Source organism: Sphingobacterium sp. UBA2610 (assembly GCF_002339225.1).
Taxonomy (GTDB): Bacteria; Bacteroidota; Bacteroidia; order Sphingobacteriales; family Sphingobacteriaceae; genus Sphingobacterium; species Sphingobacterium multivorum.
The window spans coordinates 1-26,437 of record NZ_DDKA01000011.1 but is presented as its reverse complement, the minus strand read 5'-3'; the positions used below and the strand labels follow the sequence as shown (position 1 = coordinate 26,437).

The 26,437-nt window shown below is 38.3% G+C and carries 24 protein-coding genes and 1 tRNA gene; 12 read left to right on the top strand and 13 right to left on the bottom strand.

Annotation, left to right across the window (positions count from 1 at the left end):
- Window positions 1-189 precede the first annotated feature (189 nt).
- Window positions 190-2,322, top strand: coding sequence for a ribonuclease R (gene rnr / locus B4Z47_RS07620; protein ID WP_286727115.1), 2,133 nt, complete (start codon window positions 190-192; stop codon window positions 2,320-2,322).
- Window positions 2,323-2,455: 133 nt separating this feature from the next.
- Here rnr and B4Z47_RS07615 read toward each other — a convergent pair whose 3' ends face one another.
- Complete coding sequence (locus B4Z47_RS07615; RefSeq protein ID WP_115046696.1) at window positions 2,456-2,926, bottom strand: hypothetical protein; 471 nt, start codon at window positions 2,924-2,926, stop codon at window positions 2,456-2,458.
- A 594-nt stretch (window positions 2,927-3,520) separates the two neighbouring features.
- Here B4Z47_RS07615 and rpsL point away from each other — a divergent pair.
- The 4 genes from rpsL (at window position 3,521) to rpsJ (ending at window position 7,060) form a co-directional block, all read left to right on the top strand.
- Window positions 3,521-3,934, top strand: coding sequence for a 30S ribosomal protein S12 (rpsL, locus tag B4Z47_RS07610; RefSeq protein ID WP_002993550.1), 414 nt, complete (start codon window positions 3,521-3,523; stop codon window positions 3,932-3,934).
- Between the two features lie 19 nt (window positions 3,935-3,953).
- Window positions 3,954-4,421, top strand: coding sequence for a 30S ribosomal protein S7 (rpsG, locus tag B4Z47_RS07605; protein ID WP_046671863.1), 468 nt, complete (start codon window positions 3,954-3,956; stop codon window positions 4,419-4,421).
- 131 nt (window positions 4,422-4,552) lie between these two features.
- Window positions 4,553-6,676 carry an elongation factor G gene (gene fusA, locus B4Z47_RS07600; RefSeq protein WP_046671862.1) on the top strand — a complete coding sequence of 708 codons (2,124 nt, stop codon included), beginning with the start codon at window positions 4,553-4,555 and terminating at the stop codon, window positions 6,674-6,676.
- 78 nt (window positions 6,677-6,754) lie between these two features.
- Window positions 6,755-7,060, top strand: coding sequence for a 30S ribosomal protein S10 (rpsJ, locus tag B4Z47_RS07595; RefSeq protein ID WP_028070501.1), 306 nt, complete (start codon window positions 6,755-6,757; stop codon window positions 7,058-7,060).
- 215 nt (window positions 7,061-7,275) lie between these two features.
- Here rpsJ and B4Z47_RS07590 read toward each other — a convergent pair whose 3' ends face one another.
- The 3 genes from B4Z47_RS07590 to B4Z47_RS07580 all read right to left on the bottom strand — a co-directional run bounded on the left by B4Z47_RS07590 (window position 7,276) and on the right by B4Z47_RS07580 (window position 9,841).
- On the bottom strand, window positions 7,276-7,902 hold the full coding sequence (locus B4Z47_RS07590) for an outer membrane beta-barrel protein (RefSeq protein ID WP_070562975.1): 627 nt from the start codon (window positions 7,900-7,902) through the stop codon (window positions 7,276-7,278).
- Between the two features lie 53 nt (window positions 7,903-7,955).
- Complete coding sequence (locus B4Z47_RS07585) at window positions 7,956-9,092, bottom strand: AI-2E family transporter (RefSeq protein WP_083295825.1); 1,137 nt, start codon at window positions 9,090-9,092, stop codon at window positions 7,956-7,958.
- Window positions 9,093-9,208: 116 nt separating this feature from the next.
- Entirely contained in the window at window positions 9,209-9,841 is a 633-nt protein-coding gene (locus B4Z47_RS07580) for a porin family protein (RefSeq protein WP_070562978.1), read from the bottom strand.
- A gap of 449 nt (window positions 9,842-10,290) precedes the next feature.
- Here B4Z47_RS07580 and B4Z47_RS07575 point away from each other — a divergent pair.
- Both B4Z47_RS07575 and B4Z47_RS07570 read left to right on the top strand, forming a co-directional pair.
- A tRNA-Cys gene (locus B4Z47_RS07575) sits at window positions 10,291-10,361 on the top strand.
- Window positions 10,362-10,394: 33 nt separating this feature from the next.
- Entirely contained in the window at window positions 10,395-10,574 is a 180-nt protein-coding gene (locus B4Z47_RS07570; RefSeq protein WP_046671880.1) for a hypothetical protein, read from the top strand.
- A 33-nt stretch (window positions 10,575-10,607) separates the two neighbouring features.
- Here the strand turns inward: B4Z47_RS07570 and B4Z47_RS07565 are convergent, their stop codons facing one another.
- Window positions 10,608-11,354 carry a copper homeostasis protein CutC gene (locus B4Z47_RS07565; protein WP_070562983.1) on the bottom strand — a complete coding sequence of 249 codons (747 nt, stop codon included), beginning with the start codon at window positions 11,352-11,354 and terminating at the stop codon, window positions 10,608-10,610.
- Window positions 11,355-11,514: 160 nt separating this feature from the next.
- Window positions 11,515-12,498 (bottom strand): hypothetical protein, encoded by a 984-nt coding sequence (locus B4Z47_RS07560; protein ID WP_139144919.1) that lies wholly within the window; start codon window positions 12,496-12,498, stop codon window positions 11,515-11,517.
- Between the two features lie 285 nt (window positions 12,499-12,783).
- On the opposite strand from B4Z47_RS07560, the gene B4Z47_RS07555 reads away from it, so the two are divergent.
- Both B4Z47_RS07555 and B4Z47_RS07550 read left to right on the top strand, forming a co-directional pair.
- Window positions 12,784-13,203 carry a hypothetical protein gene (locus B4Z47_RS07555; RefSeq protein ID WP_070562989.1) on the top strand — a complete coding sequence of 140 codons (420 nt, stop codon included), beginning with the start codon at window positions 12,784-12,786 and terminating at the stop codon, window positions 13,201-13,203.
- A 45-nt stretch (window positions 13,204-13,248) separates the two neighbouring features.
- A complete protein-coding gene (locus tag B4Z47_RS07550) occupies window positions 13,249-13,542 on the top strand; it encodes a Smr/MutS family protein (RefSeq protein ID WP_070562992.1) in 294 nt (97 codons plus the stop codon).
- A 39-nt stretch (window positions 13,543-13,581) separates the two neighbouring features.
- Here the strand turns inward: B4Z47_RS07550 and B4Z47_RS07545 are convergent, their stop codons facing one another.
- The 5 genes from B4Z47_RS07545 to B4Z47_RS07525 form a co-directional block, all read right to left on the bottom strand.
- Complete coding sequence (locus tag B4Z47_RS07545) at window positions 13,582-14,562, bottom strand: 3-keto-disaccharide hydrolase (RefSeq protein ID WP_070562993.1); 981 nt, start codon at window positions 14,560-14,562, stop codon at window positions 13,582-13,584.
- A 64-nt stretch (window positions 14,563-14,626) separates the two neighbouring features.
- Window positions 14,627-16,396 carry a hypothetical protein gene (locus B4Z47_RS07540; protein WP_115046694.1) on the bottom strand — a complete coding sequence of 590 codons (1,770 nt, stop codon included), beginning with the start codon at window positions 16,394-16,396 and terminating at the stop codon, window positions 14,627-14,629.
- A gap of 45 nt (window positions 16,397-16,441) precedes the next feature.
- Window positions 16,442-17,470 carry a hypothetical protein gene (locus B4Z47_RS07535; RefSeq protein WP_115046692.1) on the bottom strand — a complete coding sequence of 343 codons (1,029 nt, stop codon included), beginning with the start codon at window positions 17,468-17,470 and terminating at the stop codon, window positions 16,442-16,444.
- Between the two features lie 205 nt (window positions 17,471-17,675).
- Window positions 17,676-18,326, bottom strand: coding sequence for a GIN domain-containing protein (locus tag B4Z47_RS07530; RefSeq protein WP_070563002.1), 651 nt, complete (start codon window positions 18,324-18,326; stop codon window positions 17,676-17,678).
- Between the two features lie 10 nt (window positions 18,327-18,336).
- A complete protein-coding gene (locus B4Z47_RS07525) occupies window positions 18,337-18,807 on the bottom strand; it encodes a hypothetical protein (protein WP_139144921.1) in 471 nt (156 codons plus the stop codon).
- Window positions 18,808-18,973: 166 nt separating this feature from the next.
- On the opposite strand from B4Z47_RS07525, the gene B4Z47_RS07520 reads away from it, so the two are divergent.
- Window positions 18,974-19,387, top strand: coding sequence for a helix-turn-helix domain-containing protein (locus B4Z47_RS07520; protein WP_070563006.1), 414 nt, complete (start codon window positions 18,974-18,976; stop codon window positions 19,385-19,387).
- Between the two features lie 6 nt (window positions 19,388-19,393).
- A complete protein-coding gene (locus tag B4Z47_RS07515) occupies window positions 19,394-20,230 on the top strand; it encodes a DUF1835 domain-containing protein (RefSeq protein ID WP_070563009.1) in 837 nt (278 codons plus the stop codon).
- A 271-nt stretch (window positions 20,231-20,501) separates the two neighbouring features.
- On the opposite strand, the gene B4Z47_RS07510 is transcribed toward B4Z47_RS07515, so the two are convergent.
- Both B4Z47_RS07510 and B4Z47_RS07505 read right to left on the bottom strand, forming a co-directional pair.
- Entirely contained in the window at window positions 20,502-21,821 is a 1,320-nt protein-coding gene (locus B4Z47_RS07510; protein ID WP_070563014.1) for an ATP-binding protein, read from the bottom strand.
- A gap of 121 nt (window positions 21,822-21,942) precedes the next feature.
- On the bottom strand, window positions 21,943-22,743 hold the full coding sequence (locus tag B4Z47_RS07505) for a type IV toxin-antitoxin system AbiEi family antitoxin domain-containing protein (RefSeq protein WP_070563017.1): 801 nt from the start codon (window positions 22,741-22,743) through the stop codon (window positions 21,943-21,945).
- Between the two features lie 201 nt (window positions 22,744-22,944).
- Here B4Z47_RS07505 and B4Z47_RS07500 point away from each other — a divergent pair, with 201 nt between their 5' ends.
- Complete coding sequence (locus tag B4Z47_RS07500) at window positions 22,945-25,914, top strand: DEAD/DEAH box helicase (protein WP_286727109.1); 2,970 nt, start codon at window positions 22,945-22,947, stop codon at window positions 25,912-25,914.
- Window positions 25,915-26,437 lie beyond the last annotated feature (523 nt).

Here is a 26,437-nt window from a genome sequence, read left to right as displayed (position 1 = left end):
TCCGTTTAGCTCCTTATTGTCCTGTCAAATGCAGTTTTTTTCGTATATTGTATTGGCATCGATCTTGATGTACAGCGCTCGTAATCTGTGGTAAAGACTGTTTTTTTGAAATCCATTATCGTAGCCAGTCAAAGGATCCATTGGGCTGTAAAAGACCAATGTAAATGAATAATAATAAATAATAAGTGAATGAAAACAAGAAAAGAAAATCCATATAAAGAGGTGTTAACACAACTGATTATCGATATTTTCGAAAAATCGGGTAATAAGCCCCTCAACTATAAACAAGTTTCGTCAAAATTGAACCTCAACGATAACGACTCGAAAGTCGCTATCGCCGATATTTTACATGACAATGTAAGGAATGGGCTTTTTATTGAGGTGGATCGAGGCAAATTTAATTTGAAGCAACTCAAAGTGTATGTCACAGGGAAAGTAGATATGACCGCCGATGGTTCTGCCTATGTAATTCCGGATGACGAATTTGAAAATGATATTTATATCGCTCCACGGAAACTTAGACAGGCACTCCATGGCGATATTGTCAAGGTCCATACCTTCGAAAAAAGAAAAGGTGGCCGCAAAAAAGAGGGTGAAGTCGTTGAAATTCTGCAAAGGGCCAAGATTGATTTCACGGGAACAATCAGCATCTCCAACAATTTTGCTTTTTTTATTGCGGATGACCGCAAGATGCTACACGACATTTTTATTCCTTTGGACAATCTGAATGGAGCCAAGGACAAAGAAAAAGTGGTCGTGTCGATTATTGACTGGCCTAGCGGGAGCAAAAATCCTGTTGGAACGGTCAAACATGTCTTGGGCACCAAAGGGGAAAATAACACCGAGATGAACGCTATTTTGGCCGACTATGGTTTCCCATTGGAGTTCCCTAAAAATGTAGAGGATGAAGCGAATAAAATTCCAGAAGAAATAAGCAAGGAGGAAATTGCCAAGCGGCGTGACTTTAGAAACGTGACGACCTTTACCATTGACCCCGCGGATGCAAAAGATTTCGATGATGCCATCTCTTTTCAAAAATTAGAGAATGGCAACTATGAAATCGGTGTTCACATTGCGGATGTTTCGCATTTTGTGATACCCGATACAGAATTGGACAAAGAAGCATTTAACCGTGGTACATCGGTCTATTTGGTAGACCGTGTTATCCCGATGCTTCCGGAGCGTCTTTCCAATGGCGTTTGTTCCTTACGCCCACATGAAGATAAGTTATGCTTTTCGGCTGTTTTCGAATTAGACGAAAAAGCCAATGTACACCATCAATGGTTTGGCCGCACGATCATCCATTCCGACCGCCGTTTCAGTTATGAAGAAGCACAGGAGGTGATTGAAACGAAATCGGGCGATTTCAGTGAAGAGATCCTGAAATTAAATGAACTGGCCTATATTCTTCGGGAACGTAAGTTTAAAAATGGTGCAATAGCCTTTGAAAGTGAAGAAGTCAAGTTCACCTTGGATGAAAATGGCAAACCTACCGGGGTATATACCAAGGTCCGTAAGGATGCACACAAGCTGATTGAAGATTTTATGCTATTAGCGAATCGTAAAGTTGCCGAGTTTATCGGCAAACAAGGGCGCGGAAAAAACAAGCTAACGTTTGTATACCGGTTTCACGATGTGCCTAATCCGGAGACGCTGACGACGTTCTCTCAATTTGCGGCGCGTTTTGGCCATAAATTGACCATCAAAACAGATAAGGAAACAGCTAAATCTTTAAATGCGCTGATGACAAAGATAGAAGGTAGCAAAGAACAAAATATGCTGACTTCGCTTGCGGTACGTTCGATGGCCAAAGCGATCTATACGACAAAGAAGACAAGTCACTATGGACTCGCATTTGATTATTACACCCATTTCACCTCTCCTATCCGTCGTTATCCCGATGTGATGGTACACCGTCTTTTACAATTCTATCTGGAGGGCGGAACCAAGATCAATGCAGAGCATTACGAAAAAATGGCCGAGCATTCTTCCCAAATGGAGAAAAAAGCCGCTGAGGCCGAACGTGCATCGATTAAGTACAAACAGGCCGAATACTTGCAGGATCAGATTGGTACCGAATATACGGGTATTGTCTCGGGTGTTACCGAATGGGGTATGTATGTGGAGATTGAGGAAAACAAATGTGAGGGTATGGTCAGGCTGCGGGATATCACCGATGACTTTTACGTGCTTGACGAGAAGAACTATGCGATCATTGGCCAAAGGAAGAAAAAGAAATTCCAGCTGGGTGATGAGGTTCAAATCCGCGTGAAGAAAGTGGATCTGGATAAAAGGCAGATTGATTTTACGTTGTTGAGTTAAGAATAAAAAAAGAGCGTTATTATTCAAAATTAACGCTCTTTTTCTTAAAAAATTGATTGTAAAAAACCTGAGTTTGTATTAAAAAAATAAAACAACTTAGTTTCTACAGACACATCTCGAAAATACTAACATACTAATATGTTAATGAGACTGATATAGGAGTTACTCCAGATTTAATTTCCTGAGATTTCTCAACAATTACTTTCCCTCCCTGCTCAACCTTGTATGTAAGTGTAAATGGTTGCTTAATTGTAAATGCAGAAATATTTACACTAGCAGTCAAATAATTAGCCGGTGATTCCATAACAGCAGTTTTACCTCCTTGAAAATACTCTTTTTCAACTGAATATAACACTTGACCTGTTGTCCCTGCAGCTCCATTAACAGTCCACGTTTGTGGCTTAGCATCGCCTCCCGCAGACCCACAAGATACAGACACATCTCCACCGTCAACAGTGAAAGATGAAGAAGTTGTAACTGTAACCTTAAGAGCCCCTTTGTTCTCTGATGGTACAGTATTATCGTCGTCCTTTGAGCATCCAACAAAAGCGAAGGTTAGCAAGGCCAGTACCACTGCATACATTAATTTCATTTTGATTTTCATAACTTGAATACATTAATTTGTTTCTACTAAATATTTACACGTGTTTATCAAACACTTTGCCAAACAGAACGCAAAAACATGCAGGAGGTGCAATTTACCTGAAAACCAGTAGAAGAATATTTTCGAAAGAATACCATTATTTAAAGGGTACTGCACAGCGAAAGAACAACTTAGAGTGCTTACAAGAAGAAACCTATATTACATAGCTTTTTGCCGTTTTGCTACCCTATAATCGTCCATATTCGTGTACAACAAACCATCAGGAGTTGAATAGCTATTGTCGAAAAGGATATAGAATCTACCCATCGTTGCCTAAACGAGGATATTCAGCTTGCTTGCAGATAGTTTCCTGAATCAAAGCTACAAATGACTAAAAATATTAAACGGTTCGCTTAACACACTGCAATAGGAAAAAAGGGATAGTCAGGATCAGAGAATACGAAAGAAGCCAATTGATAATAAAGAAACGAGTAGCACCAATTCAAAAAATAATCTAAATTTTATACACTAACTATTTCATATTCAAAAGGGAATCAGTATCTTTGCGAACTTAAAATATTTAAGGTAAAAAAATTTATAAACAAAAACAGGTAAATGCCTACTATTCAACAATTAGTTAGAAAAGGTAGAGTAGCTCTGGTTGATAAGAGTAAGTCACCAGCGTTGGACTCATGTCCACAGCGAAGAGGTGTATGTACACGTGTATATACTACTACCCCTAAAAAACCAAACTCAGCAATGCGTAAAGTAGCTCGTGTACGTTTAACAAACGGAAAAGAGGTCAACGCTTACATCCCTGGAGAAGGTCACAACTTACAAGAGCACTCGATCGTATTGATTCGTGGTGGTCGTGTTAAGGATTTACCAGGTGTACGTTACCACATCATCCGTGGTGCATTAGATACTTCAGGTGTAGCAGGTCGTAACCAACGTCGTTCTAAATACGGAACTAAGCGTCCTAAACCAGGACAAGCAGCTGCAGCTCCAGCAAAAGGTAAAAAGAAATAATTAAACGGAGGAAAGAAAAATGAGAAAGTCAAAACCGAAAAAGAGAATCATTTTACCTGATCCAAAGTTTAATGACGTTCAGGTAACACGTTTCGTAAACAATATGATGGTGGATGGTAAAAAATCTATCGCTTATTCTATTTTTTACGATGCAGTAGAATTAGTAGAACAAAAAACACAAGAAAGCGGTTTAGAAGCATGGAAAAAAGCTTTGAACAACGTTATGCCTGCTGTTGAAGTTAAATCACGCCGTGTTGGTGGTGCTAACTTCCAAGTTCCTATGGAAGTTCGTCCAGATCGTAAAATCGCTTTGGGTATGAAATGGTTAATTTCATACGCTCGTAAACGTGGTGAAAAAACAATGTTCGAAAAATTAGCAGGAGAAATCATTTCAGCTTCTAAAGGTGAAGGTGCTGCTGTTAAGAAGAAAGAAGATACGCACAAAATGGCGGAAGCTAACAAAGCGTTCTCACACTTCAGATTCTAATTTTGAAGACATTCAAAAAAATATGATTACACCGACCTCCGATAAAAACAATCTTTTATCAAGGTCGGTGTACTTATTTAACATTACATTTAAACACATAAGACCATTAAGGTCCGCTGCTTAAAAATATTATGGCAAGAGATTTAAAATTCACTAGAAATATCGGTATCGCTGCCCACATTGATGCTGGTAAAACTACAACAACTGAGCGTATCCTTTACTACTCAGGTGTAAACCACAAAATTGGTGAAGTTCACGAAGGTGCTTCTACAATGGACTGGATGGAGCAAGAAGCTGAGCGTGGTATCACGATTACTTCTGCTGCTACAACAGTATTCTGGAACTACCGTAACAACAAATACCAAGTAAACGTAATCGATACTCCTGGACACGTGGATTTCACGGTTGAGGTAAACCGTTCATTACGTGTACTAGACGGATTAGTATTCTTGTTCTCAGCTGTTGATGGTGTTGAGCCTCAATCTGAAACAAACTGGCGTTTAGCTGATGGGTATAAAGTACCTCGTATCGGTTTCGTTAACAAAATGGACCGTTCAGGAGCTGACTTCTTGAAAGTTGTAAAACAAGTTAAAGATATGTTAGGTTCTGATGCAGTTGCTTTGCAATTGCCTATCGGTGCTGAAGATAGTTTTAAAGGTGTAGTTGACTTGATCAACAACCGTGGTATCGTTTGGAACGAACACGACAAAGGAATGACTTTCACTGAAGTTCCTATTCCTGATGATATGTTGGACGAAGTTGCTGAATACCGTGAGAAATTATTGGAAGCAGTAGCTGGTTATGATGAGACTTTGATGGAGAAATTCTTCGAAGATCCAGATTCATTGACTGAGCGTGAGATCTTAAATGCATTACGCGCAGCTGTATTGGATAACTCTATCGTTCCTATGGTTTGTGGTTCATCTTTCAAAAACAAAGGTGTTCAAACTATGTTGGATTTGGTCATGGAATTATTGCCTTCACCGCTTGATGTAGAAGCTGTAAAAGGTACTAACCCGGATACAGGTGAAGAGATTTTCCGTAAACCATCTGTAAACGAACCTTTCGCAGCTTTAGGTTTCAAAATTGCGACTGACCCATTCGTAGGTCGTTTATGTTTTATCCGTGCTTACTCTGGTAAGTTAGATGCAGGTTCTTATGTATTGAACACACGTTCAGGAAACAAAGAGCGTATCTCTCGTATCTTCCAAATGCACGCAAACAAACAAAACCCGATCCCTTTCATCGAGGCTGGTGATATCGGTGCTGTTGTAGGTTTCAAAGACATCAAAACTGGAGACACTCTTTGTGACGAAAAAGCACCTATCGTTCTTGAATCTATGACTTTCCCTGAGCCAGTAATTGGTTTGGCGATCGAGCCTAAAACTCAAGCTGACGTTGATAGATTAGGTATTGGTCTTGGTAAATTGGCTGAAGAGGATCCTACATTCGTTGTAAAAACTGACGAAGAAACTGGTCAAACAGTTATCTCTGGTATGGGTGAGCTTCACTTAGAGATCTTGATCGACCGTTTGAAACGTGAATTTAAAGTAGAGGTTAACCAAGGTGCTCCTCAAGTATCATACAAAGAGTCTATCAACGGTACTACTGAGCACCGTGAGGTATTCAAAAAACAATCCGGTGGTCGTGGTAAATTCGCGGATATCAAAGTTGTTATTTCTCCAGCGGACGAAGATTTCGATTTAACAAAATCACCGCTTCAATTCGTTAATGAAATCGTTGGTGGTAAAATCCCTAAAGAATTTATCCCTTCAGTTCAAAAAGGATTTGAAACTTCAATGAAAAATGGTGTATTAGCAGGATTCCCATTATCAGGAATGAAAGTTCGTTTGATTGATGGTTCATTCCACGCTGTCGATTCAGATTCATTGTCTTTCGAATTAGCTGCTCGTCAAGCATACCGTGAAGGCTTGCCTAAATGTTCTCCAGTGTTAATGGAACCAATTATGAAAATAGAGGTTTTAACACCAGAAGAAAACATGGGTGATGTAATGGGTGACTTAAACCGTCGTCGTGGTCAAATGCAAGGTTTGGATTCACGTAACGGTGTACAGGTAATCAAAGCATTGGTTCCACTTTCTGAGATGTTCGGTTACGTAACGCAATTACGTACAATCACTTCAGGTCGTGCAACATCTACGATGGAATTTGATCACTTCGAAGAAGCTCCTCGTAACGTTGCTGATGAGGTGATTGCAAAATCAAAAGGTAAAATCAAAGGTTCTGTAGAATAATATAGAACTCAAAAATAAACCGACCGCTGGTTGTTAATAGCTCTAATCAGCGGTCATTTTTAAATAATATCATATACTATGAGCCAAAGAATCAGAATTAAATTGAAATCTTACGATTACAATTTGGTTGACAAATCAGCTGAAAAAATCGTAAAAACAGTAAAACCTACAGGTGCAGTTGTTAGTGGTCCTATTCCATTGCCTACTGAGAAAAAAATCTACACGGTATTACGTTCACCACACGTTAACAAAAAAGCACGTGAGCAATTCCAATTATGTGCTTACAAAAGATTGTTGGATATCTATTCTTCAAACGCTAAAACTGTTGACGCATTGATGAAACTTGAATTACCTTCAGGTGTTGAAGTAGAAATCAAAGTGTGATAGATTTCAATCACTGAAAAAAAGAAGGGGCCTTTCGCAAGAAAAGCCCTTTTTTTGTGAATGTGTCTGATATTATTAGCCAGAAAGAAACCTTCAGTCGGCTTCCATTGCTGTTGCTGTCCGCGGAATCATGAAGGTTTTGTTTGCGCAAATATTCCTCATGAAACTAATAAATCCAAAACATGAGGTGAAAGACATTTTTCGACCAATTAAAATTATAGCTGATAACCAAGTCCGATTGAAAATACACGATTATAGGTACTAATCTTATCATCTAGCTTGATATCTAAAAGACCTAACCCATATCCGCCATGCACCGAAAAGCCATTTGTTAATTTAAATCCCGCTAAAAAATTTAATCCAGCATCATATTTCTTCATCTCATTGCTATTTTTTCTAGTCCCAAACTGAATTTCTTCTACAGTCCTAGAAAATTTCTCTTTCCCAGAGATTGCAACACTTGTATATGGTCCCCCAGCTAGAAAAAATTGTCCAAAATTATTTTGAGGAAAGTAATACATTAAGTTTAAAGGGACTTCAAGATATTGTACCTTACGCCAGCCATCCATCAAAATTTCACCATTTTGCGAACCTGTACTCATTTTGGATCCTGTCTGTTGAAGAGCCACACCAGGTTGCAAAGCAAAATTATTACGCAATGCAAGCTCTACATATGCTTCTACATGTAATCTTGTAATGGCAGGATAGGCCGAGCTTCCATAGCTTGAATATCTCACTTCCTTTGCAAAATTGGCTGCCGTACGAAGGCCGAAAGACATTTGAGCCTGAAGCCCGGTTGTCATTCCCACAATGGCAAATGTGGTTAATAATATTCTCTTCATATAATTACTTTTATTCGCTATGCTTGAGATAGCGGGCAAAAGTAATAAAAAAACTATTCGGCTTCTTTATCAATTTCAGTCGAAGGGGGAAGTTCATGGTGCAAGGTCGCGTACATATCATTGTAAACGTCATCCTTACTATCTTCTTCCCCTAAAAGAAATCCCCAAGGTTTTAACTCCTTAATGCGGTCCATTATAATTTTGACAATCGCCAAAATAGGAATCGCCAAAAACATACCGGAAATACCCCATACCATTTCGCCAATAATAATGGAGAGCATAGCAAACAGCGAATTAACTTTCACCTTAGAACCCACAATCTTAGGGACAATAAAGTTGCTGTCGATCATATGTATAATAATGAGGGCGATGATGACCAGGACGACATGGGTAAAAGAAGATGTTGCAAACGTCAGAATGGCAATGATGAGCATTGAGGAGAAAATACCAACATAAGGCAACACATTGAATACGCCAGTAATCAATGCCAAAAGCAGACTGTATTTTACCCCAATTAAAGAAAGGACAATAAAGACCAAAAGGGAAACCAAGCTCATTTGGATCAGTAGGCCAATAAGATATTTTTTGACGACATACTGAACCTGTTGAACGACGTCCAGGACAATAGGTCGGTCCTCTATACGGTTGACAAATAAAAGAAACTTGACAATATGTCCCCTATATATCAGTAAGAAGAATGTGTAAAGAAAGGTAAAGACAAACAGAATAAACATCGACGACAGGGAAACCAATGCAGTACCTAAAAATAAAGTTCCCGAATCAACGGATTTTGATGCTGTTTTATTAATAAAATCAATCTGATCTTTATGCTGTATTCCAAACTGCTGGCTCACCCAAGTCTGTAAATTGCCCACACCATCCATAATCTGTTGCTTAAAAGCCGGGAAATCTTCTTTAAGGAGTGTAAGCTGAGAAGCTAATAGAAAAAGTCCGTAACCTAACACACCGAAAAATAAAATAACGCTCAATATGCCAGCCAATGTCCTTGGGAACCGCAGCTTTCGCTCCAAAAAATTACTTAACGGAATCAGCAGCAGCGAAAACAACAAGCCCAAAATCATGGGAATAAGTATGGTATCTCCGATCTTTGCCAAATATCCCAATAAAAGTATACTGATCAATACACTGACAAGTTTAACATAAAAGGGTAAAGGAAGAAATCTTTTCATGCAGCAATCTTTTGAATAAAAATAACAATTTCGGTTGACTTAAGTTTAATCCAATAAAAAAGTCCCCACAAATGCAGGGACTCTTTCCTCATAATAAGTTTAAGTACTTATATTTCTTATAGTCCGAAACCGATACCCACAGACCAAACACGGTTTTTCGTTGAAAGGTTAGATACTGGAGATAAATTAGTTAAACCAAGTCCGTAACCAGCATTAATCTGAAAACCGTTTGATAATTGATAGCCTGCCAAGAAGTTTATACCGAAATCGGTACGTTTTAATTCATCACCATCTCCACTACCAAATTTTACATCCCATTCTCTTTTTACACTAGCATTATTTGAACTTGCCTCAAATTTATTTTTACCACTAAGTGCAAATCCCACGTAAGGGCCAGCTCCAATAAAGAAATTACCAGATCCTCCCGTAGGAAATTTAGCAACCGCATTTACAGGGATATCCAAAGACATTATACTTTGTTTTAACTCACCTGTAGCGTTATCAGAAGTTGCTGTATATTTACCACCTTTATTTTGCAAAGACAACCCCGGTTGGATGGAAAAGTTTGGAGAAATAGGTGCATCTAAATAACCCGTTACAAAAAAACCCGTGTTAGATTCAGAACTTCCATTTTCAAATGAATATTTAGGAATATTTACCCCCGCACGTAGTCCATATCCCAATCCACCTTGTGCAAAGGCTCCTAATGAACCAAATAAAATTGCTGCAGATAATAATAGTTTTTTCATGTTTCCTAATTTAATTTACTTTCTTCTTTTATCACTTAATCTCATAATTTCCTGTATGAGATTTATTACATTCCCATTTGCAATATCTATTCCAAAATCCATAAGCCTTTAATTTACAAAGTAAAACATCACAAAAAAGTATCTTTTCACGATTTAGCATTGTCCTTTAAAAGATACAGTGATTGGCGTATTATTTCAATCTGATGGCGAGCTGCAAGGGATTCGGTGTTTGATTTTACCGAGGAAAGTGCTTTATCAAAAACGTCTTGGTTATCCCAAGCTGAAAACCCTCCGGTATGTTGCTGCTGACTATCGCTCAAAGGATCACACAGCAAAATACCAGCTTGGTTTTCAGACCAATGCTTAAAAACATAAAAGTTTTATCATAAAGATTTTTTAATTCCAATTATAAGTTTTATTTTTGCAGACCTTCAAAAGGAAAAAAATAGGGTCGGATGGCCGAGTGGCTAGGCTGAGGTCTGCAAAACCTCCTACAGCGGTTCGAATCCGCTTCCGACCTCGTTTTATTTTAAACAATAAAAATATTATCAAAATGGGAGTTACACGTTTAAAAAGAAAAGATAGAAGAAATAAAACTGTTTCACGTGTTGAAGTTCAGTTTTTGAAATTAGGAACTAACGTAGAGTTAGGTTCTAGATCAAAAATGAAAGCTAGCAACCAAATCGTTAAAAACGATGCTATCTTAAATCAATTAGCTTCAGAAGCTAAGTAGTAAGAAGAATTTAATAGCCTTTAAAGTACTACTTTAAAGGCTTTTTAATAGGTCCACCATTTGGTGGACTTTTTCTTTTGAGCTAATCCACTGTGCCTCATCCATTCCATTGACCTGACTCTGGTTAAACCTCATCTTCGACACATGCAATTCTTTCGCTGAGCTATGTATTGCAACTGCACCAGTTTGCTCTAAAATATGAACTATATTAGCTGCATCGACACCTGCACCAGGCATAATTACAACACGGCCATTTGCTTGTTGAACCAACTGTTTGAGTAATGGAGCTCCAGCTAAAGCAGAATTTTGCAGACCAGATGTCAAAATACGATCTATCCCCAGTTCAATGACATCTTCCAATGCCTGAAAAGGATCTTCCACGCGATCAAAAGCACGATGAAAGGTAACATGCATCGGACGCGCTGCTTCCACCAATCGCAAAGTATTCACTTTATCCACCGTACCATCTGCGTTCAGCATACCTATTACAACACCATCTATCCCCAATTCCTTGCACAACTGAATATCTGCTATCATTTCTAAGATCTCGGTCTCTGTATAAAGAAAATCACCTCCACGTGGCCTGATAAGCACATGAATACCAATATTTACCAGTTTCCGCACTAATTGCAACTGACCAAACGAAGGTGTAGTCCCTCCGTTTTCCAAATTTTGACAAAACTCTACCCTGCTCGCACCTCCTTGTTCGGCTTCAATTGCAGATGCTACGGAATTTGAACAGATTTCTAGTTGGTAATTTCCAATTGCCTTTTCCTTCATTATATTATATCTTAAGCTATTTTTCGTTTACGCGAATAACGTAAAAAAAAAGGAAATAACCTACTCCCCTACTTATGGTCAAACTAGTATAAGCTTTAGAAAAGACTACAGTTAAAAAGATACTTTACCTTCATGGTAAATTTTGCTTCTAGACAAAGATCTACAACTTTAGCTTATAATGATGTAACTCTACTTTTTTCCACTTCCAATCTGGTCCTTTTGAGGTACTCATGCCACCTGACAGCTCCCTTGAAGAAGGAGGGTCTAAGAAACGCTCCCGTTTAATATAAGTTGGCAATTGGAAGCCAGGCGATGTATTTAGCGTTTCAAAACATTCCCGCGCGAGTTTCATGATGTCATTCCGATTTTCTGCATTGCTTTCAATTCGACTTCCTATATAAGATGTCGGACCATACAATTGCTCATAAATAGCAGAATCTTCAAAAGGTTTGAATTTCAGACGCATCATTATTTGTACCAATAGAGCATACAGATCATTGTCCGTTGGCGCCAGAACCAACTTATCCAACACCTTTGGTATCAACTCCCACATCATCAATTCAACCGCTAAATCTTTGGTATTCTCACCAATGAAATCGAGTGTAGGCCACATCTGGTCCATATATCGTACAACAGAATCTCTACTTCCATGCAAAGCAACCAACTGTCTATTGCTCCAATATTCCAGCGGTATGTCCCCTCGATAATAGACTCCAAAAATGTATTGACCTTTCAAGCGCCCCAAGGAACCACAATTTTGCATCTCAAACTCAGGTGCAAGCATACAGTAACTAAACATATCACGCGTATTTAGCGTTTTAAATGTTTGTATCGAAAGAGAATTCCATAAAGCAGGATAACGTTCCCTATCCATACTATCCTCTCCTGACACCAATCTATACACGTAATAGTCTTTCAGTAATATTCGCAAGATTGCTTCACGACCACCTAGGGGATAATTTCTAGACTTAATCTTCCCCATTCTTCCGAGATACCTGGGCAACTGATCGTTTATAAATTTTGTAGAATCTTTCAGCTTATATTGGCCATGACACATGGGCAAGCTGCATACCAATAGCAATGCTAAAAAAAGGACATAGGACATCCTCTTCTTAAAGAAATCAACAAAACTAGATGCTAACATAGTTAATACATTTACACTGCATTGGCTGCAATACAGCATATTAAATATACTTAAAATTAAATAGTATTAAATAAATTAGGTTTCAAAAAAAATCTACGATTTGAAAACGGGACCAAAAACCAAAAAAACTCAGTTCCGTTTTAAGCTCAGTCTCTTCTTTTATATACAAAAATCATAACCGAATTTTAGAAATGTAAAACATTCGGCTGAACTATTTGTATATACCTTACATGCTTTTATTTAAATAACTAAAAACCAAGCGCATACATTTTTAAGTAAAATATCATGGCAATTATATCAAAAAACATGGAGACCCAAGAAAAGATCATCAGTACTTTTGAAGAGCTCCAAAAAGCTATATATGACCTGAAACATCAAATTGTTGAATTTGAATTGCTTTTTAATCAGGCTTGCAACAGACATATTGACTCCAATTTCCAAAAGGAATGGTTGCTGGACCGAATATCTTCACGTCATGATATGATTACACTTCGACATGATTCCATGCTGCTAATTCGGGATACTGTGTCTGCGTTCCGGGATTTCGACGGTTATTTTCTAGATCTCAAACAGCTACTCCAATCGATCGAGTTACTCATGCTCAACCATGCCGATGAGGAAGAGTATGAAATTGCAGCTATTATCAAAAAATGGTATGAAAAATTTGCCCAAGCGATTGATTTTGTTGGTGACTTAACCTATTAAGTCGCCGTTTTATTATACTTTTGCAGCATTGTAAAATATTGAGAAATGCGCAAACCACCAGCTATCGTAGACTTACACACCGATACTTTCCTTGAAGATTGGGAAGATTATTCGCCAGAGGAGCTCTTACAAGAATCCATGGATTTTATGCGATCTAATCTAGACGCAGCTATTTATTGGGAAATGAACGAAATAAAATTTATTCATGGCAAGGGAAAAGGAATGTTAAAAAAAATGGTTTTTGAAGAGTTGCAAGAGTACAAGGCTCATGGCTCCATTGAGCGCTATTACACCTCCTACCAGAATGAAGATATTGTAGTCGTTGTCATAGGGATTTAAAAAGGCTACCTTTTCAGATAGCCTTTGTATCATGTTATGCTATTTAATAGCTGGAGTAATAATCACTTTTCGGAATTCCACGGGACCATGATCCCCTTGGAAATAAATTGGTCCCGGCTCTGCCTCTTTACTATCCAAAGCACCGCCCGTTATACCAGGGATTTCTTGGTTACTGATAACAGTCTTTCCGTTTGCCACAACCGTCACTAGACGCCCTACCAATGTAATATCATAGGTCTGCCATTCTCCGGCCCCTTTGTTCACCATCTCATTTGCTGCAAGGAAACCATAGACGCCCGCAAAAAGTACGGCATTAGGATGTGCGTCTTTTGGACTATCTTCTATCTGAACCTCATAACGGCCTCTTAAATAGACACCACTATTACTTCCTGCTGGAATTTTAAATTCAACATGTAATTTAAAATCTTCAAATTTTTGCTCAGAGACCAAATTAGAACCAGATTGCGGGCTAGTCAAAATTCCGTTTTTCACCACCCACTGATTCGTTTTACCGGTAGCTTTCCATCCTGACAGATCCTTGCCGTTGAACAGCTGATTGGGCTTCCCCCATTTTACTGCAGCTGTTCGCTTCAGCTCCGGAGCACGAACACCTTTAAAGCGATATGTTTTCCCATCAGGCTCTGTTATTGTCCCTTGCAATACACCGTTTACAACCTCGCCTTCAACACTTAGATTCATCTTTCCGCCTTCCCATTGAGGTGGGATAGCAAATCTAAACTTTCCTTTCTCATAAAACACCTGCGAAACTGGCCGAGCACTTCCGGAAGTACTCACATAATGACCGACTAAAGTTCTATAGCCCGACAATTTTACCTCCAACCAAGATGGTGCAGGGGTACCATTAATATCAACTTCGATGTCCCATCGACCAATCAGCTCTTTGCCTTCTACGTCTTGTTGATAATGGATGGATTCTCCGATTGAATGTTTAGCAAAGGTTACTTGCGGTAATGCACAAGAGGCCAAAATTCCTAAAAGAAATGCCGCTTTTCTGTTCATATTATTTATGTTTATATTCTAATTGACAATAAATTTCAAGCAATTTAACTGTTTAACAGCGGGTTTACAAGGATATAATGTTAAAAAACAGAAAGAAAGCGAGAAACAAAAGACTTCGAACAAGCTTTATACATTCTTTAAGAAACCGCTCACATCGTTCGTCGTAACGATAAGCTTCATCCCTACCGACCATGGACCAACCCTGATATCGCGTATCTTTTACAGTTTGCGCAAATTCATCGAATAGCGATTTTTCTTCTTCGGTATTACGAGGAAAGATATCGTTTGGAAATTGCCATAAACTAGCACACAAACTGAACAAATGTTTTAGATTGTATTGGTATGGCGTATAGTCATAAAAATATTCTAGTAGCCCCAGACATGCTTGTTCAATAGCTTGATTATAAAGAAGCACTTTAATTTCAACCTCTTCGGATTGATCTATCGCTTTACCTCCATTGTATAAACCACTTGCGTTATTTTCTCTTTGGTACCATTTTGTCTTCGCCTCTTTCATTTCGTCTTGAGTACGCTTTCCATTGTGTTCATGAAATTCCCACTTCAATAAATTGATCTCCATACCATAAAGCGGATCCACATATTGCAAAGACCGATGAAAGAATGGACTATTTTTGTCCAACTGTTTCTGTATTTGATCTCGAGTGAAAGAAAGGAATAAAACGGAAACTTCCAATTCTTTATTTATCGATGCTTGAATATTACCTATTGTTTCACGAATATCGTTTTCGCTAACAATTAACAAATCGAAGTAGTAATCATAAATGTCAGTATTTGAAGGTTTATTAATGCCATTGATGACAAATGATCTAGTTCGCTGACCAACTAGATAAATGCCTTGTATGTCAATTGTATTCTTCAAACAAGTAATAATCAATTCCAACTTCTTATCAGCAGCGCTTTTGTAGACATCATATTCTGGCATCATAGTATCGTTATTAGAAATGCTTCGTAGCGACTTTTCTTGACTTTCAACACGATCTTCTAATTTCTCTTTCGGATTATCGACCTCAAAAGAGTAGTTTTTAAAATTCGTCACGGAATCCTCAAACATCGTGTCTGTGATCTGCATGAAGTTTTCCATCCGTTCTTCCAGCTTCAGTAGAATATCAAGATCCACGTCAAAATCATCTTCATAGCGTGCCGCCCGATATACCCCCTCTAAAAATTGAAGCATAATTTCATCTTCTGGCTTGCCTTCTTTAAATATAGTGGCTAGTGACGGTGCTATTCTAACAAGATAACGATGGTGAGACCTGATGGAGTGCGTTGCGCGCTCCTTTCCCATGACCATAATCTCCATGCATCTATACCGCAACTCAAATACCTGATGCAGCATAAATCCTGCATGCGACAGCGAATCTCGTTCCTTGAAATAATAGTATCCTTCTTTAAACTCATTAATTTTATGATTTTCACGCGCAAATAAATCGTTTACCGACTCCAGAGTATTTTCGATGGAATGCCCTTCAGGGTATAGCTCGAATCTTGACGATGGATTTTGATAAATAAGTTTGTCTGGGTGACAGGTCATATGTAAATATAAGTTCCCATCAATAAGCTTACTTTTTACCTGAAACGCTATCAAAGTGACATGATGAAACTTCGGGAAATCCTTTAAGGACATTCTAATCTGTGGATCTAGTTCGCCGACAGATTTATGCTCCTTGTTAGATAATAGAATAACCAACTCGTAGAAAGGAACATCAACCGCATAGTAAGTGTTCAGGAATATCCGATCGATATTGTATTTGCTCGCTAGAATCAGAATGATGCTATTTAAATCAGTCTGATCATTTTTATTTGTAATTCCCATAACTTATAAAGGTTCGGTTTCATTTTCAACTTTTAGTAATTCTGTCTACTTGTCATGATCGAATATTGGCGGATTGCATATACCTTCCTTCTTGGTTCTACGTTTTCGCAGATCCAAAACGATGAGGGTTAGCACATCCAAAACTTTCAGTAGCCGTTCTCTTGTGATAATTTGCTCTTTGTTCAAATCTGTATATTTTTCGGAATATTTATCCTCTAGATAAGTCATCATCCTACATTCAACCCTGTATATTTCGTCACGTACATCAACGCCATTAAATAATTTCGACAAAGTCTTTGGAATGTTTCTTTTTCCTTTCTTGCTTAAGCTCTTCGGCTTCCAAGTTGCTATATCGGCTTCTGGAATAGGACAGCGCAAAAAGTCTATTTTGTCAGGGTCAAGCCAGTTTTCAGGAAAATAATCTGTTTGTAAAAACATCCATCCGGCTTGGAGCAACCACCTTAAAACATATCGCAGGTCACGAGAAGTCAATACTATGGCACCTCTTTCACAAGAACATGTGGGATATAAATACAAAATACTTTGTCTAATGTTACTGTAACTTTGTTCATAGAAAACCTCACCAGTCATTTCGAAAGGGTTTGCACTTTGATAGCCATTTATATAATCCGATCCTAAATAATCAACTATTAAGTGTTTGTTTGGTGGTGGATAACTAATCGCTGCCCAGTGGTAAGCGACATAACAAGCTTCACGTAGTTTTAAGAGTTGTTCGTAAGTTTTTAAAGATGCGTATTCGCCACAACTTTCGAAGATGGATTCCTTCTCATTTATACATCTTTTCCAATCATCTAATAAGTTCAGCCAAGAAGACAGATCCATTTCGGAGAAAAAATTCTCAAATGCGATCACAAAATTTTGAATCTCTTCTCGTGTTAGCTGAGTGAAATTATAATCGAAATGCGCTACATGATGATTGAGCTTTTCGTCTTCGCGAGGTCGATATTTTTCTAAACAGCGATAAGGATTTGGTAGCCATTGGATATCTATCCAATCCTCTTCATACTTTAATCGCTTTTTATGATGCAAAAAATAATGACATCCCTTAACCATTAAGACGATGTTATCTAAACGATCAATTATATATTCTTTTTTTGTTTCTTCTGTATTGTTTTGAGATGTGAGAATAACAAGGATGTCCCATAGCTTTTTCTTGAAAGATTCATAAGTGCCATATTGAATGGATTCAAGTATGCCTCCTTCAATTAGATACCATCGAATGTCCCACTCATCTTCCGGATTTTTATATAAGCATTATTCATAACCGACAATTTTTAATTTTTATTTTATCACCGACATTGATTTGTCTTAATGCACAGCCTTCATCTAACTGCAATATTTTCATTCTCGGATTACCCCTGTACTCCATACTGCTTTGTCCGTACAGTCCAAATTCAAGCTCATCTTCAAACCATATCGATACGTTGGCCGCGTCGTGGGCATGCACATTTCCTCCCGAAGCTTCCAGTTCTGATCCATCATAGACACTTATTTGATGCACCAAAACATACGAGATGATTGTTTCGCCGGAGATTTTTGCATACCCATTTTTTATCACGGTACAGTCGATTAAAAAAGCATCTACAGATATATTTATGCACCCTTCTCTGACGATCATGCCTAACTTCTGTAATTTGAGCGTTCCATCAGACTCTACAAAACACCTATCCAGCATCTGCAATCCTGTCAATGTTTTATAGGTAATTGTTATCTGCGGATAATAATCATGTAGCAGCAGGTAACCGTAATATTCAGGCTTTGTGTATACGACTAATTGATCGTTGAGGATAGCTGTATTTACCCAATTCGCCTTTTCTCCGCTTTCGTTGATAGAGAAAGATGGTTGTTCGCCATGTGCAAGTATAACCTTACAACGGGTTTGTATAATTAAGGCGTTAAAATCATTCATGATTTTTTAGTTAGTATTCTTGAAGTACAGAAATATCACCCGTGTGTCTATTCTTTTCAAACCAGCGTTTAAACCAGTGCTGCTTATACATATGATTATTTTTCCAAAATAGCTTCTTATCCTCGTGATCCATCCCGTCTATGGTTTCATAAATTTCTCGTTCAGCCTTTAATTCATCAAACATCTGCTTGACCTGATTTTTAGCATACAGAGGCTGGCCATACTTGCAGTTGATAAAGAACTTATTTGCTGCTTTTCGTTGTTTAGGTGTAGCTGAATTATGATGGGAATAACTTAACATCCACATAAAATCGGTTAACAATTTCTCGACCTTGACATCCAGTATGGCACACAACATTCTGAGATTTGATGGAATATCCAATTTTATCTCTCTGACTTTACTGGAATACATTTCATCGATTTCAGCATACTTGTGATACATGTCCACGGTTACAACCTTGGGATTCTTTTTCTTCTTCATCAATTTATTTGGGTTTACACAAATGAACACAGCATCATCCACGTACCGAACCAAAACAGCTTGTATAAAACCAATAGCCCTTGTATCGTACAACGCTATCCTTGTTTTGTACCATATGAAGATATTTCGTATCTTGAACGATGAATAATTTGTTAACTTTGGATTTATGAGTACAACCAACACGACAAACCATATAGGAAGAAAAATCAGCCGCATTCGTGAACTGCGTGGTATGAAGCAGGAAGCTTTAGCATTCGAATTGGGTATAAGCCAACAAGCTGTATCAAATATGGAGCGCAATGCCGAGATTGAAGCAAATCTATTGATTCAAGTTGCTGAAGCATTAGGGGTTACTCCACAAGCTATTGAGAATTTTAGTGAAGAGGCTGTGTTCAACTATTTCAATAATTTCCATGATAATAGTGGTGCTGGCGCATATAGCACCAGTCCAACATTTACCTTTAACCCTGCTGACAAACTGATCGAAGCTTACGAGGAAAACAAAAAGCTTTACGAGCGCCTTTTGGAAGCCGAAAAATCTAAGGTGGAGTATTTGGAGAGGTTGTTGAAGGATAAGTAGGTATTCATGTCTAAAAAGGATCTGCACATCACTTTTGGTTTCTCCGGAAATGCTACACTCATTCAGAGCAAATTAATCGATGTAGAGAAAGGTGAAATTTTAGGTTTTACCGAAGCACTTAGTCTCGGACCTCTATGTGATTTGGGCGATGCGGAAGCTATTGAGAGCAGGAAGGCATGGTGGACTAACGTTTTTGGTTCTATCCAGTCTGAGGGGAGCAATAATTTTGTAGATGACAATCTAGCGCTTTTGAAAAAGGTAATCTCTTCTTCCGATCGGTATCGCCATATTTACTTATGGCTTGGTGACGATGCCAACGAAAAGATCATTATAGCACGTTTACTCTCCCACTTGAAAGAATCTTCGACACCTATTCATAAACTCAATTTCCATCATATGAATTTTAGGAACGAGAAAGGAGAAAAGCTAAATCTCCGTTCCTTACAGGTGATGCGAGAAGACAATATTGTGGAGGCTGCTAAACACTTTGAAAAGTTAAGTGAAGATGATATTCAATCCTATTCATCACTTTGGTCGCATATTCGTTCGAATGATGCAGTAGTTAATCTATTTGATGATTCAGGGAAACATTTAGCTGGCGATGAGACATTTTTTGATGCATATCTTTTGAAAAGGTGCAACGAGACACCTCAAAGGTCGGCATTGATTGTTGGCTATACACTTTGTGATATATGGGATGAATTCTATGATAGTTCCGTAGGCGATCTTTTTCTCTTTTATCGATTGAAAGAATTGGCAGATATGGGCAAGATCGAGATTTCCAATCCACATGAAGATCCTGAACGAGCGAAGATAGTATTTGATGTTAGGAAGAAAGATTAACTCTTTGATAGTAAGCTTTTAGTCTTTTTCTCCAATCTTTTAGATCCGGATTTGATTCCGCGTTCTTGTTTAAACTGCGAAGCGTAGCCGTAGCGGACATCTAACATTTTCTGAGGTTTTAGGTGCAATCATTACACTATTGTTTTATCGGCAAACCATGGGTTCAACAGTAATGCTGGTACAAACTAGTGAAAATTTTCTCTATATTGCTTTTACTTTACTATTCTCAAAAGCCCCAGTTTGACGCAATTGACGCAATTCATGACGCAATTCAATTTAAGGTATAATAAGCTCCTGCACCTTTAATTCCACTAGATTTAAATAATTTTTTATCAATCAACTCCTTGATATCTCGAGTAGATGTTTCTCTAGAAACACCTGCCAATTTCTGATAATCACTATTCGTAATCTTTCCTTTGTTCTTTGTAAATAAAACAGCCTTCACCTGTCGGCTATTCAAACCAAGCGATTCAAGATACTCCGTATTATAAATATCCTTCTTAAATACAACCCAGAAATCTGATCCCTCAACCAAGTAACTTGGCTCAGGCAATCCTTCAGCCAAACACTGCTCTGTCATCTTACTAATGCCACGGCCCCAGGATTCCACATAGCCACTACGAAAAAATGCATTTGCTATATCAGGATTATAGGGCCTCGAAGAATGACTCTTTAATAAGTTACTCACGGTCCAATTTTCCGGAAGATGTCCCTCATTCCAGATCATAAGCTTATCAGGGTATACACGAATCTGAATAGGAGTTAATCCCGAATAATCTTTATGAGCGATGGCGTTTAATAAAGCCTCACGTACAGCTTCTTTAGGATATTCATAAGTTTCATTACGATGGATCCCATCATAGCTAATTAGCGCTTTGATATACTTCGTAAATAAAAGATCGATGGTCCTTTCAACCTGTTCAAATAAGTTCCCATGAACCTCATCCTGAAATATCAAATCCGTTTCCCCTTCAAAATAACCAATCTTCACATAAGCTCCCGTCATATACTTTTCCGGATCAGGATGAAACAACAAAATAGCAGCTCGTTTCAAATAACCATTCTCAATCAACTTCAAGTTTTCAAGTAAATGCTCGTCACGGTCAATCAAACTGTCTTCAGACAAACGCTTATTCTTAAAACCACGTTGACGAAAAAAAACAAACGTTTCTTTCTTTAGATCATCAACGGATACTCGAGGAACAGCAGCTCCATCCCAACGAACACCTTTCTTTTGTAATAAAAACTTATCCAACGTAGCACCTTTCATTTCCTGTTTTGTGCTACCGCTTCGATAGTGATATTGACCTTTATAATTTACAGCATTAGGATAAGGCTCTACAATAATCTCTAAGAAATCCCCTTCAACAGTCTCATGCAGATTTACATCAACCAAAATACCCAATACATCACGCACCTTGTTCGGAATATCCTCCAACAATTTCTTAGCATCAGCTACACCAACAGTCTTGCCGCCATCATCCTTACCAATGAAAATAGTACCACCATTTGCATTTGCGAAGCCACATATCCATTTGAGATATTCATCCCTCCAGCTCTGCTTGTATTCAATATTTTGAGATTCTGCCATAATGCCTTTATGAAATTGACTCCTTAGTCAATAGCTCTTTCTGATTCAGTAACTTTTCGATGGTACTTCTGGACACTTCATTTTCCAAAGCTTTTTCTGCTATTTCCTTTTTCAGTATCATCTAGTATTGTTTATTGGATATGTCTAACAATTCCTCCCGGCTGATATTCAATCGCAATCGCCATTCTGCGACAAATTCACCTTCTTCCAATCCCTGGGGATCAAACAAATTATATTTATTTTTTACCTGCATCTTGGCAAAATCTATAAAAGGATCCATGCCTGTAATTTGTAGAAGTTCAACCAAATAGCCAATTCGTTTGGTAACCGCTATATTATTCACAGCCTTGCAATACTCGACTAATTTAGTGGGTTGCATTTGCGCTTGACTAACTGCTCGAATCAGTTCCGCATAGCCACCAGAATGTTGAGGTAGGTCAAAGCAATCGACTATTGTTTTCTCTACATCGGTTATCGGATAATGAAGGTTACCGTAACCATTGTCTATTATTCCTGTTTTTTTATTAGGTGCTATCCTAACGAATTTATAAGAAGTACCTAAGATTGACTTGTCGTTTTTCTGATTAGTCGTCTGAATAAAAACGGTATTAGAAAATTGTTCGGTCAATCCGTGCAAATTTAATGCAGACCAATACGCGACAGCACTATTTTCAGCGACGAAAGTACCGATGACATATTCGTCCCGAAAACCTTGTTTGCAAAATTTACCTTTTTCCATTCGCACAAGTAGTTCCTTGTCGACTAGATTCTCTAAGATTTCACTTAAGTTGTCAAACTTTTGTTCTAGCAACTGTTCAATTTCTGAGAATTTGAACAACTGTACTTCATAGTCATCCAGCAACTTTAAGAACCCAAGTTGGGGCTTCGTAAGATGTTCTGATATATAAACGCTGTCTGCCATATTACCTTTTGTGTTACGATAAGACCTAAAAAATGGGTCTTATCGTAACACGATTGGTAAAGATAAGTAACAATTATTCAAAAAACAACGCTTGATATCAAATCTCAATAGTCACTTTGAATAAACGAAAGTGTTCCAGATTATTAATATTTTTAAGATGTATATTCTAATTCACTTATCTTAATACCAAAATAAAAACAAGTGGAATTCACTAACGAGGACATAATCTATCTTCTCAACCTTTTTAGAGGTCGCGAAGACGTATTTGCTTTACGCTGGGAGAAGGGAAGTAAAGGCGGGTACATGCCGGCCTATAGCTATGACCCATACCATTATCGACTACATAAAGCTAATGGCGGTACTTTTCAAAGCTATGCCCACAAAAGCTACCTGCCATTGTCAGAAATAGAAATTACGAAACATCTTAACGGCCTTCAGCAGATCGGAATTTACCCACTGTTGCAAGATAACACTTCTTGGTTTTTAGTAGCTGATTTCGATAAATCCGATTGGCAACAACAGGCTTTGAAATTTCTCGAATCATGTACCGCTAAAAATATCCCTGCTTATCTTGAACGGTCCCGTTCCGGCAATGGCGCACATGTCTGGATTTTCTTTGAAAGCCCTTATCCAGCAGCCAAAAGTCGTAAGTTATTTATACATATCTTAGAAGGATGCGGTGCATTCTCGCCATTTGATAAAAGCTCCAGCTTTGACCGTTTGTTTCCAAATCAAGATTACCTGTCTGGCAAAGGTTTAGGAAATCTAATTGCAATGCCCTTATTTTCACCTGCTGTACAGAATGGCAACAGTTCCTTTATCGATCCCAAAACGATAGATCCATTTCCTGATCAAATTGCATATTTAAAAGAAATTAAAAGAGTGAGTTTGGATTACCTAGAGGAGCTGTTCAATCAAACAAGAGGAAGTAAAGAAAGCTATGTACCCGTTGTTGATGGAAAACTTAAAATCGCCCTGAGCAATTCGATCCGTATAAATAGTCACGCTATACCATTTGTACTCATCAATTTTTTGAAGGAGCAACTTAATTTTGCTAATTCAGCCTTTATCATCAAGAAAAAGTCAGGGAGAAGCACTTTCGACACGCCAAGATTTTTTAAATTAATTGAAGAAACGGAAAATGAAATCCTCATCCCAAGAGGGTTTATTGGGAAAATACTGCGATTCTGCAGAGAAACACAGGTAGCACATGACTTTGTTGATAATAGACACGAACTCCCGGCAATCCAATTCTCTTTTAATGCCGCATTGCGAAAGCATCAGACCAATGCTGTCGCCGCAGTAGAAAAAAAGGATTTCGGTGTGATCGTTGCTCCACCAGGAACAGGAAAAACTGTTATTGGCTTGAAGATTATTGCAGACAAACAACAACCTGCACTTATTGTCGTGCATCGTAAACAGCTGTTAGATCAATGGATAGAACGTATCGAATCATTCCTAGGGATACCGAAGAAAGAAATTGGGATTATAGGCCAGGGAAAAGCAAAATTGGGTGCTGATAAAATAACCGTTGCAACGATACAAAGTCTTCCAAAACATATTGAAACAATTCAGGACAAATTTGGCGCGATCTTAATCGACGAGTGTCATCATATTCCGGCGGAATCTTATCGTACCACCGTCGGAAAACTAAACAGTGTTTATTGCTACGGTCTCACAGCGACTCCTTTTCGGAAATATAATGATGATAAATTGATCTTCACCTATCTCGGTGATATCATTACAGAAATCCGACCAGAGGAAATTGAAGATTACAAAAGGGCAAATATCATCGTACGGAATACCACACTCCATGTTCCCTATAATTCTAAAACCGACAGTTTCGAAACACTTTCCCAAATTCTAATTCATGATACAGCAAGAAACCGATTAATAGTAAACGATGTATCCGCCGAGCTAAACCAAGGAAAAAAGGCAGTTATAATTACCGAAAGAAAAGAACATATCGAGACGCTGAATCTATTGCTAAAATCAAATTATGAAACCATAACGCTCAGCGGAGATGATTCAGACAGCAGTAAGAAAGCGAAATGGAAAACATTATCAGAAGGGAATTTTCAAGTACTAATTACGACAGGTCAGTATTTTGGCGAAGGTTCGGATATTCAGCATATCAGCACACTACTTTTGGCCTATCCCTTTGCTTTCCATGGAAAATTGATTCAATACATCGGTCGGGTGCAGCGATCCGAGATCAATCCAACTATATACGACTATCGGGATGTACAGATCGATTATCTAGACAAGATGTTTCTAAAACGGAATATCTATTATCGTAAAATCACCAAACAAGCTACACTTTTTGATGAACCAACGATGGATTACCAGTCTCAAATAGGTCATTTATTTACCTTAGAAAAAAGTACCAAGATACCCATTGAGGATCTATCGTTTCATTATGGCCATGTGGTCTTCACTTATAAAGTAGAAGAGATGCATACGGTTTTGGAATTTCAAATCGAAAATTTGGAGATTAGGCCTGAGTTTGAGGTATTAAAACCTTACTTTATCAAGATACTGAAATCTAAAAACATCAACGTTCAGTTAAACGCTGAATTTGAATACGGAAAACTGGTCGCGCAAATCGCTACTTCCGATGATATAGAACGAATAAATAAAGAAATTGTAGAAGGTGTGAAATTCCAGTTTCTGAACAAGGGACTATTAGGCAAGCTACCTTTGCAAAAACAAAATATTTTGACTTCAGATCAGTTACAGAATGGCGATACTGTATATCAAAACGCCGAAGAGTTACTTTCTGAAATCCTTAATTTACGAAAATACAAACACTCTCGTCAAGTTCAATTCTTAGCCGATCACCAGCAGAGCAGTATTATGAAGATTAGATTCGTGCTTAGTCCCTTTGCATTTGTATTTCTTCTATCCGGAGAGAGCCAGTACCACATCATCCTTGAAACCTTAGATACGGAGGAGGCGACTTATATCTGGCACACAGATAAAAATAAAACCGTCTTGAAAGACGCTGTTGCGATGATAGATAAAGATCTGCAGATTATTCGTGAAAAAGGTAGACAGGCTTTCTTAGAAAACCATACTCCCGAAAGATTTAATCGCATCCTTCATGACTACAGCGATCCAGAAAGAGGTTTTATCCTCTGGAAAGCATTTTTGGAAGAAACCCTTCGCTGAGAAAAATAAGTTTAAGGTTTAGGTCAGCACCGTGTGCTATTGGTGGATATTTAAGTACGTGTATCATGAATCCCACTTTTCTTAACTTTACAAGCTTTAAAAAACAAGGGAAATTTGTCCGAAATATATCCAAAAATAGAAAAAGCCACTGATTACCAGTGGATTTTATCGGGGTGGCAGGATTGACTCAGCCGCACTTTCCCCAAACACCCCCCCTGAGCCTCCTACGGATCGAACCTACTAATATCTTAAAAGGTCGTACGTTCGCACCCTGCCCTGAAACAAAAAAAGCCCTAACTTTCGTTAGAGCTTTTCTAGTCGGGGTGGCAGGATTGACTCAGCCCCACTTTCCCCAAACACAACCCTGAGCCTCCTACGGATCGAACCTCCTAATATCTTAAAGGTCGTACGTTCGCACCCTACCCTGAAACAAAAAAAGCCCTAATCTTCGGTAGAGCTTTTCTAGCCGGGGTCGCTGGATTGCCTCAGCCCCACTTTCCCCAAACACAACCCTGAGCCTCCT

Excerpts from the sequence above, each read along its gene's own strand:
- rpsG (WP_046671863.1), top strand. The coding sequence starts at position 3,954 with ATGAGAAAGTCAAAACCGAAAAAGAGAATCATTTTACCTGATCCAAAG.
- fusA (WP_046671862.1), top strand. The coding sequence starts at position 4,553 with ATGGCAAGAGATTTAAAATTCACTAGAAATATCGGTATCGCTGCCCAC.
- B4Z47_RS07530 (WP_070563002.1), bottom strand. The coding sequence starts at position 18,326 with ATGAATGATTTTAACGCCTTAATTATACAAACCCGTTGTAAGGTTATA.
- B4Z47_RS07505 (WP_070563017.1), bottom strand. The coding sequence starts at position 22,743 with ATGGCAGACAGCGTTTATATATCAGAACATCTTACGAAGCCCCAACTT.
- B4Z47_RS07615 (WP_115046696.1), bottom strand. The coding sequence starts at position 2,926 with ATGAAAATCAAAATGAAATTAATGTATGCAGTGGTACTGGCCTTGCTA.
- B4Z47_RS07525 (WP_139144921.1), bottom strand. The coding sequence starts at position 18,807 with ATGAAGAAGAAAAAGAATCCCAAGGTTGTAACCGTGGACATGTATCAC.
- B4Z47_RS07515 (WP_070563009.1), top strand. The coding sequence starts at position 19,394 with ATGTCTAAAAAGGATCTGCACATCACTTTTGGTTTCTCCGGAAATGCT.
- rpsJ (WP_028070501.1), top strand. The coding sequence starts at position 6,755 with ATGAGCCAAAGAATCAGAATTAAATTGAAATCTTACGATTACAATTTG.
- B4Z47_RS07590 (WP_070562975.1), bottom strand. The coding sequence starts at position 7,902 with ATGAAGAGAATATTATTAACCACATTTGCCATTGTGGGAATGACAACC.
- B4Z47_RS07540 (WP_115046694.1), bottom strand. The coding sequence starts at position 16,396 with ATGGGAATTACAAATAAAAATGATCAGACTGATTTAAATAGCATCATT.
- rpsL (WP_002993550.1), top strand. The coding sequence starts at position 3,521 with ATGCCTACTATTCAACAATTAGTTAGAAAAGGTAGAGTAGCTCTGGTT.
- B4Z47_RS07555 (WP_070562989.1), top strand. The coding sequence starts at position 12,784 with ATGGCAATTATATCAAAAAACATGGAGACCCAAGAAAAGATCATCAGT.
- B4Z47_RS07560 (WP_139144919.1), bottom strand. The coding sequence starts at position 12,498 with ATGTTAGCATCTAGTTTTGTTGATTTCTTTAAGAAGAGGATGTCCTAT.
- B4Z47_RS07565 (WP_070562983.1), bottom strand. The coding sequence starts at position 11,354 with ATGAAGGAAAAGGCAATTGGAAATTACCAACTAGAAATCTGTTCAAAT.
- rnr (WP_286727115.1), top strand. The coding sequence starts at position 190 with ATGAAAACAAGAAAAGAAAATCCATATAAAGAGGTGTTAACACAACTG.
- B4Z47_RS07570 (WP_046671880.1), top strand. The coding sequence starts at position 10,395 with ATGGGAGTTACACGTTTAAAAAGAAAAGATAGAAGAAATAAAACTGTT.
- B4Z47_RS07550 (WP_070562992.1), top strand. The coding sequence starts at position 13,249 with ATGCGCAAACCACCAGCTATCGTAGACTTACACACCGATACTTTCCTT.
- B4Z47_RS07585 (WP_083295825.1), bottom strand. The coding sequence starts at position 9,092 with ATGAAAAGATTTCTTCCTTTACCCTTTTATGTTAAACTTGTCAGTGTA.
- B4Z47_RS07545 (WP_070562993.1), bottom strand. The coding sequence starts at position 14,562 with ATGAACAGAAAAGCGGCATTTCTTTTAGGAATTTTGGCCTCTTGTGCA.
- B4Z47_RS07510 (WP_070563014.1), bottom strand. The coding sequence starts at position 21,821 with ATGGCAGAATCTCAAAATATTGAATACAAGCAGAGCTGGAGGGATGAA.
- B4Z47_RS07535 (WP_115046692.1), bottom strand. The coding sequence starts at position 17,470 with ATGGTTAAGGGATGTCATTATTTTTTGCATCATAAAAAGCGATTAAAG.
- B4Z47_RS07580 (WP_070562978.1), bottom strand. The coding sequence starts at position 9,841 with ATGAAAAAACTATTATTATCTGCAGCAATTTTATTTGGTTCATTAGGA.
- B4Z47_RS07520 (WP_070563006.1), top strand. The coding sequence starts at position 18,974 with ATGAGTACAACCAACACGACAAACCATATAGGAAGAAAAATCAGCCGC.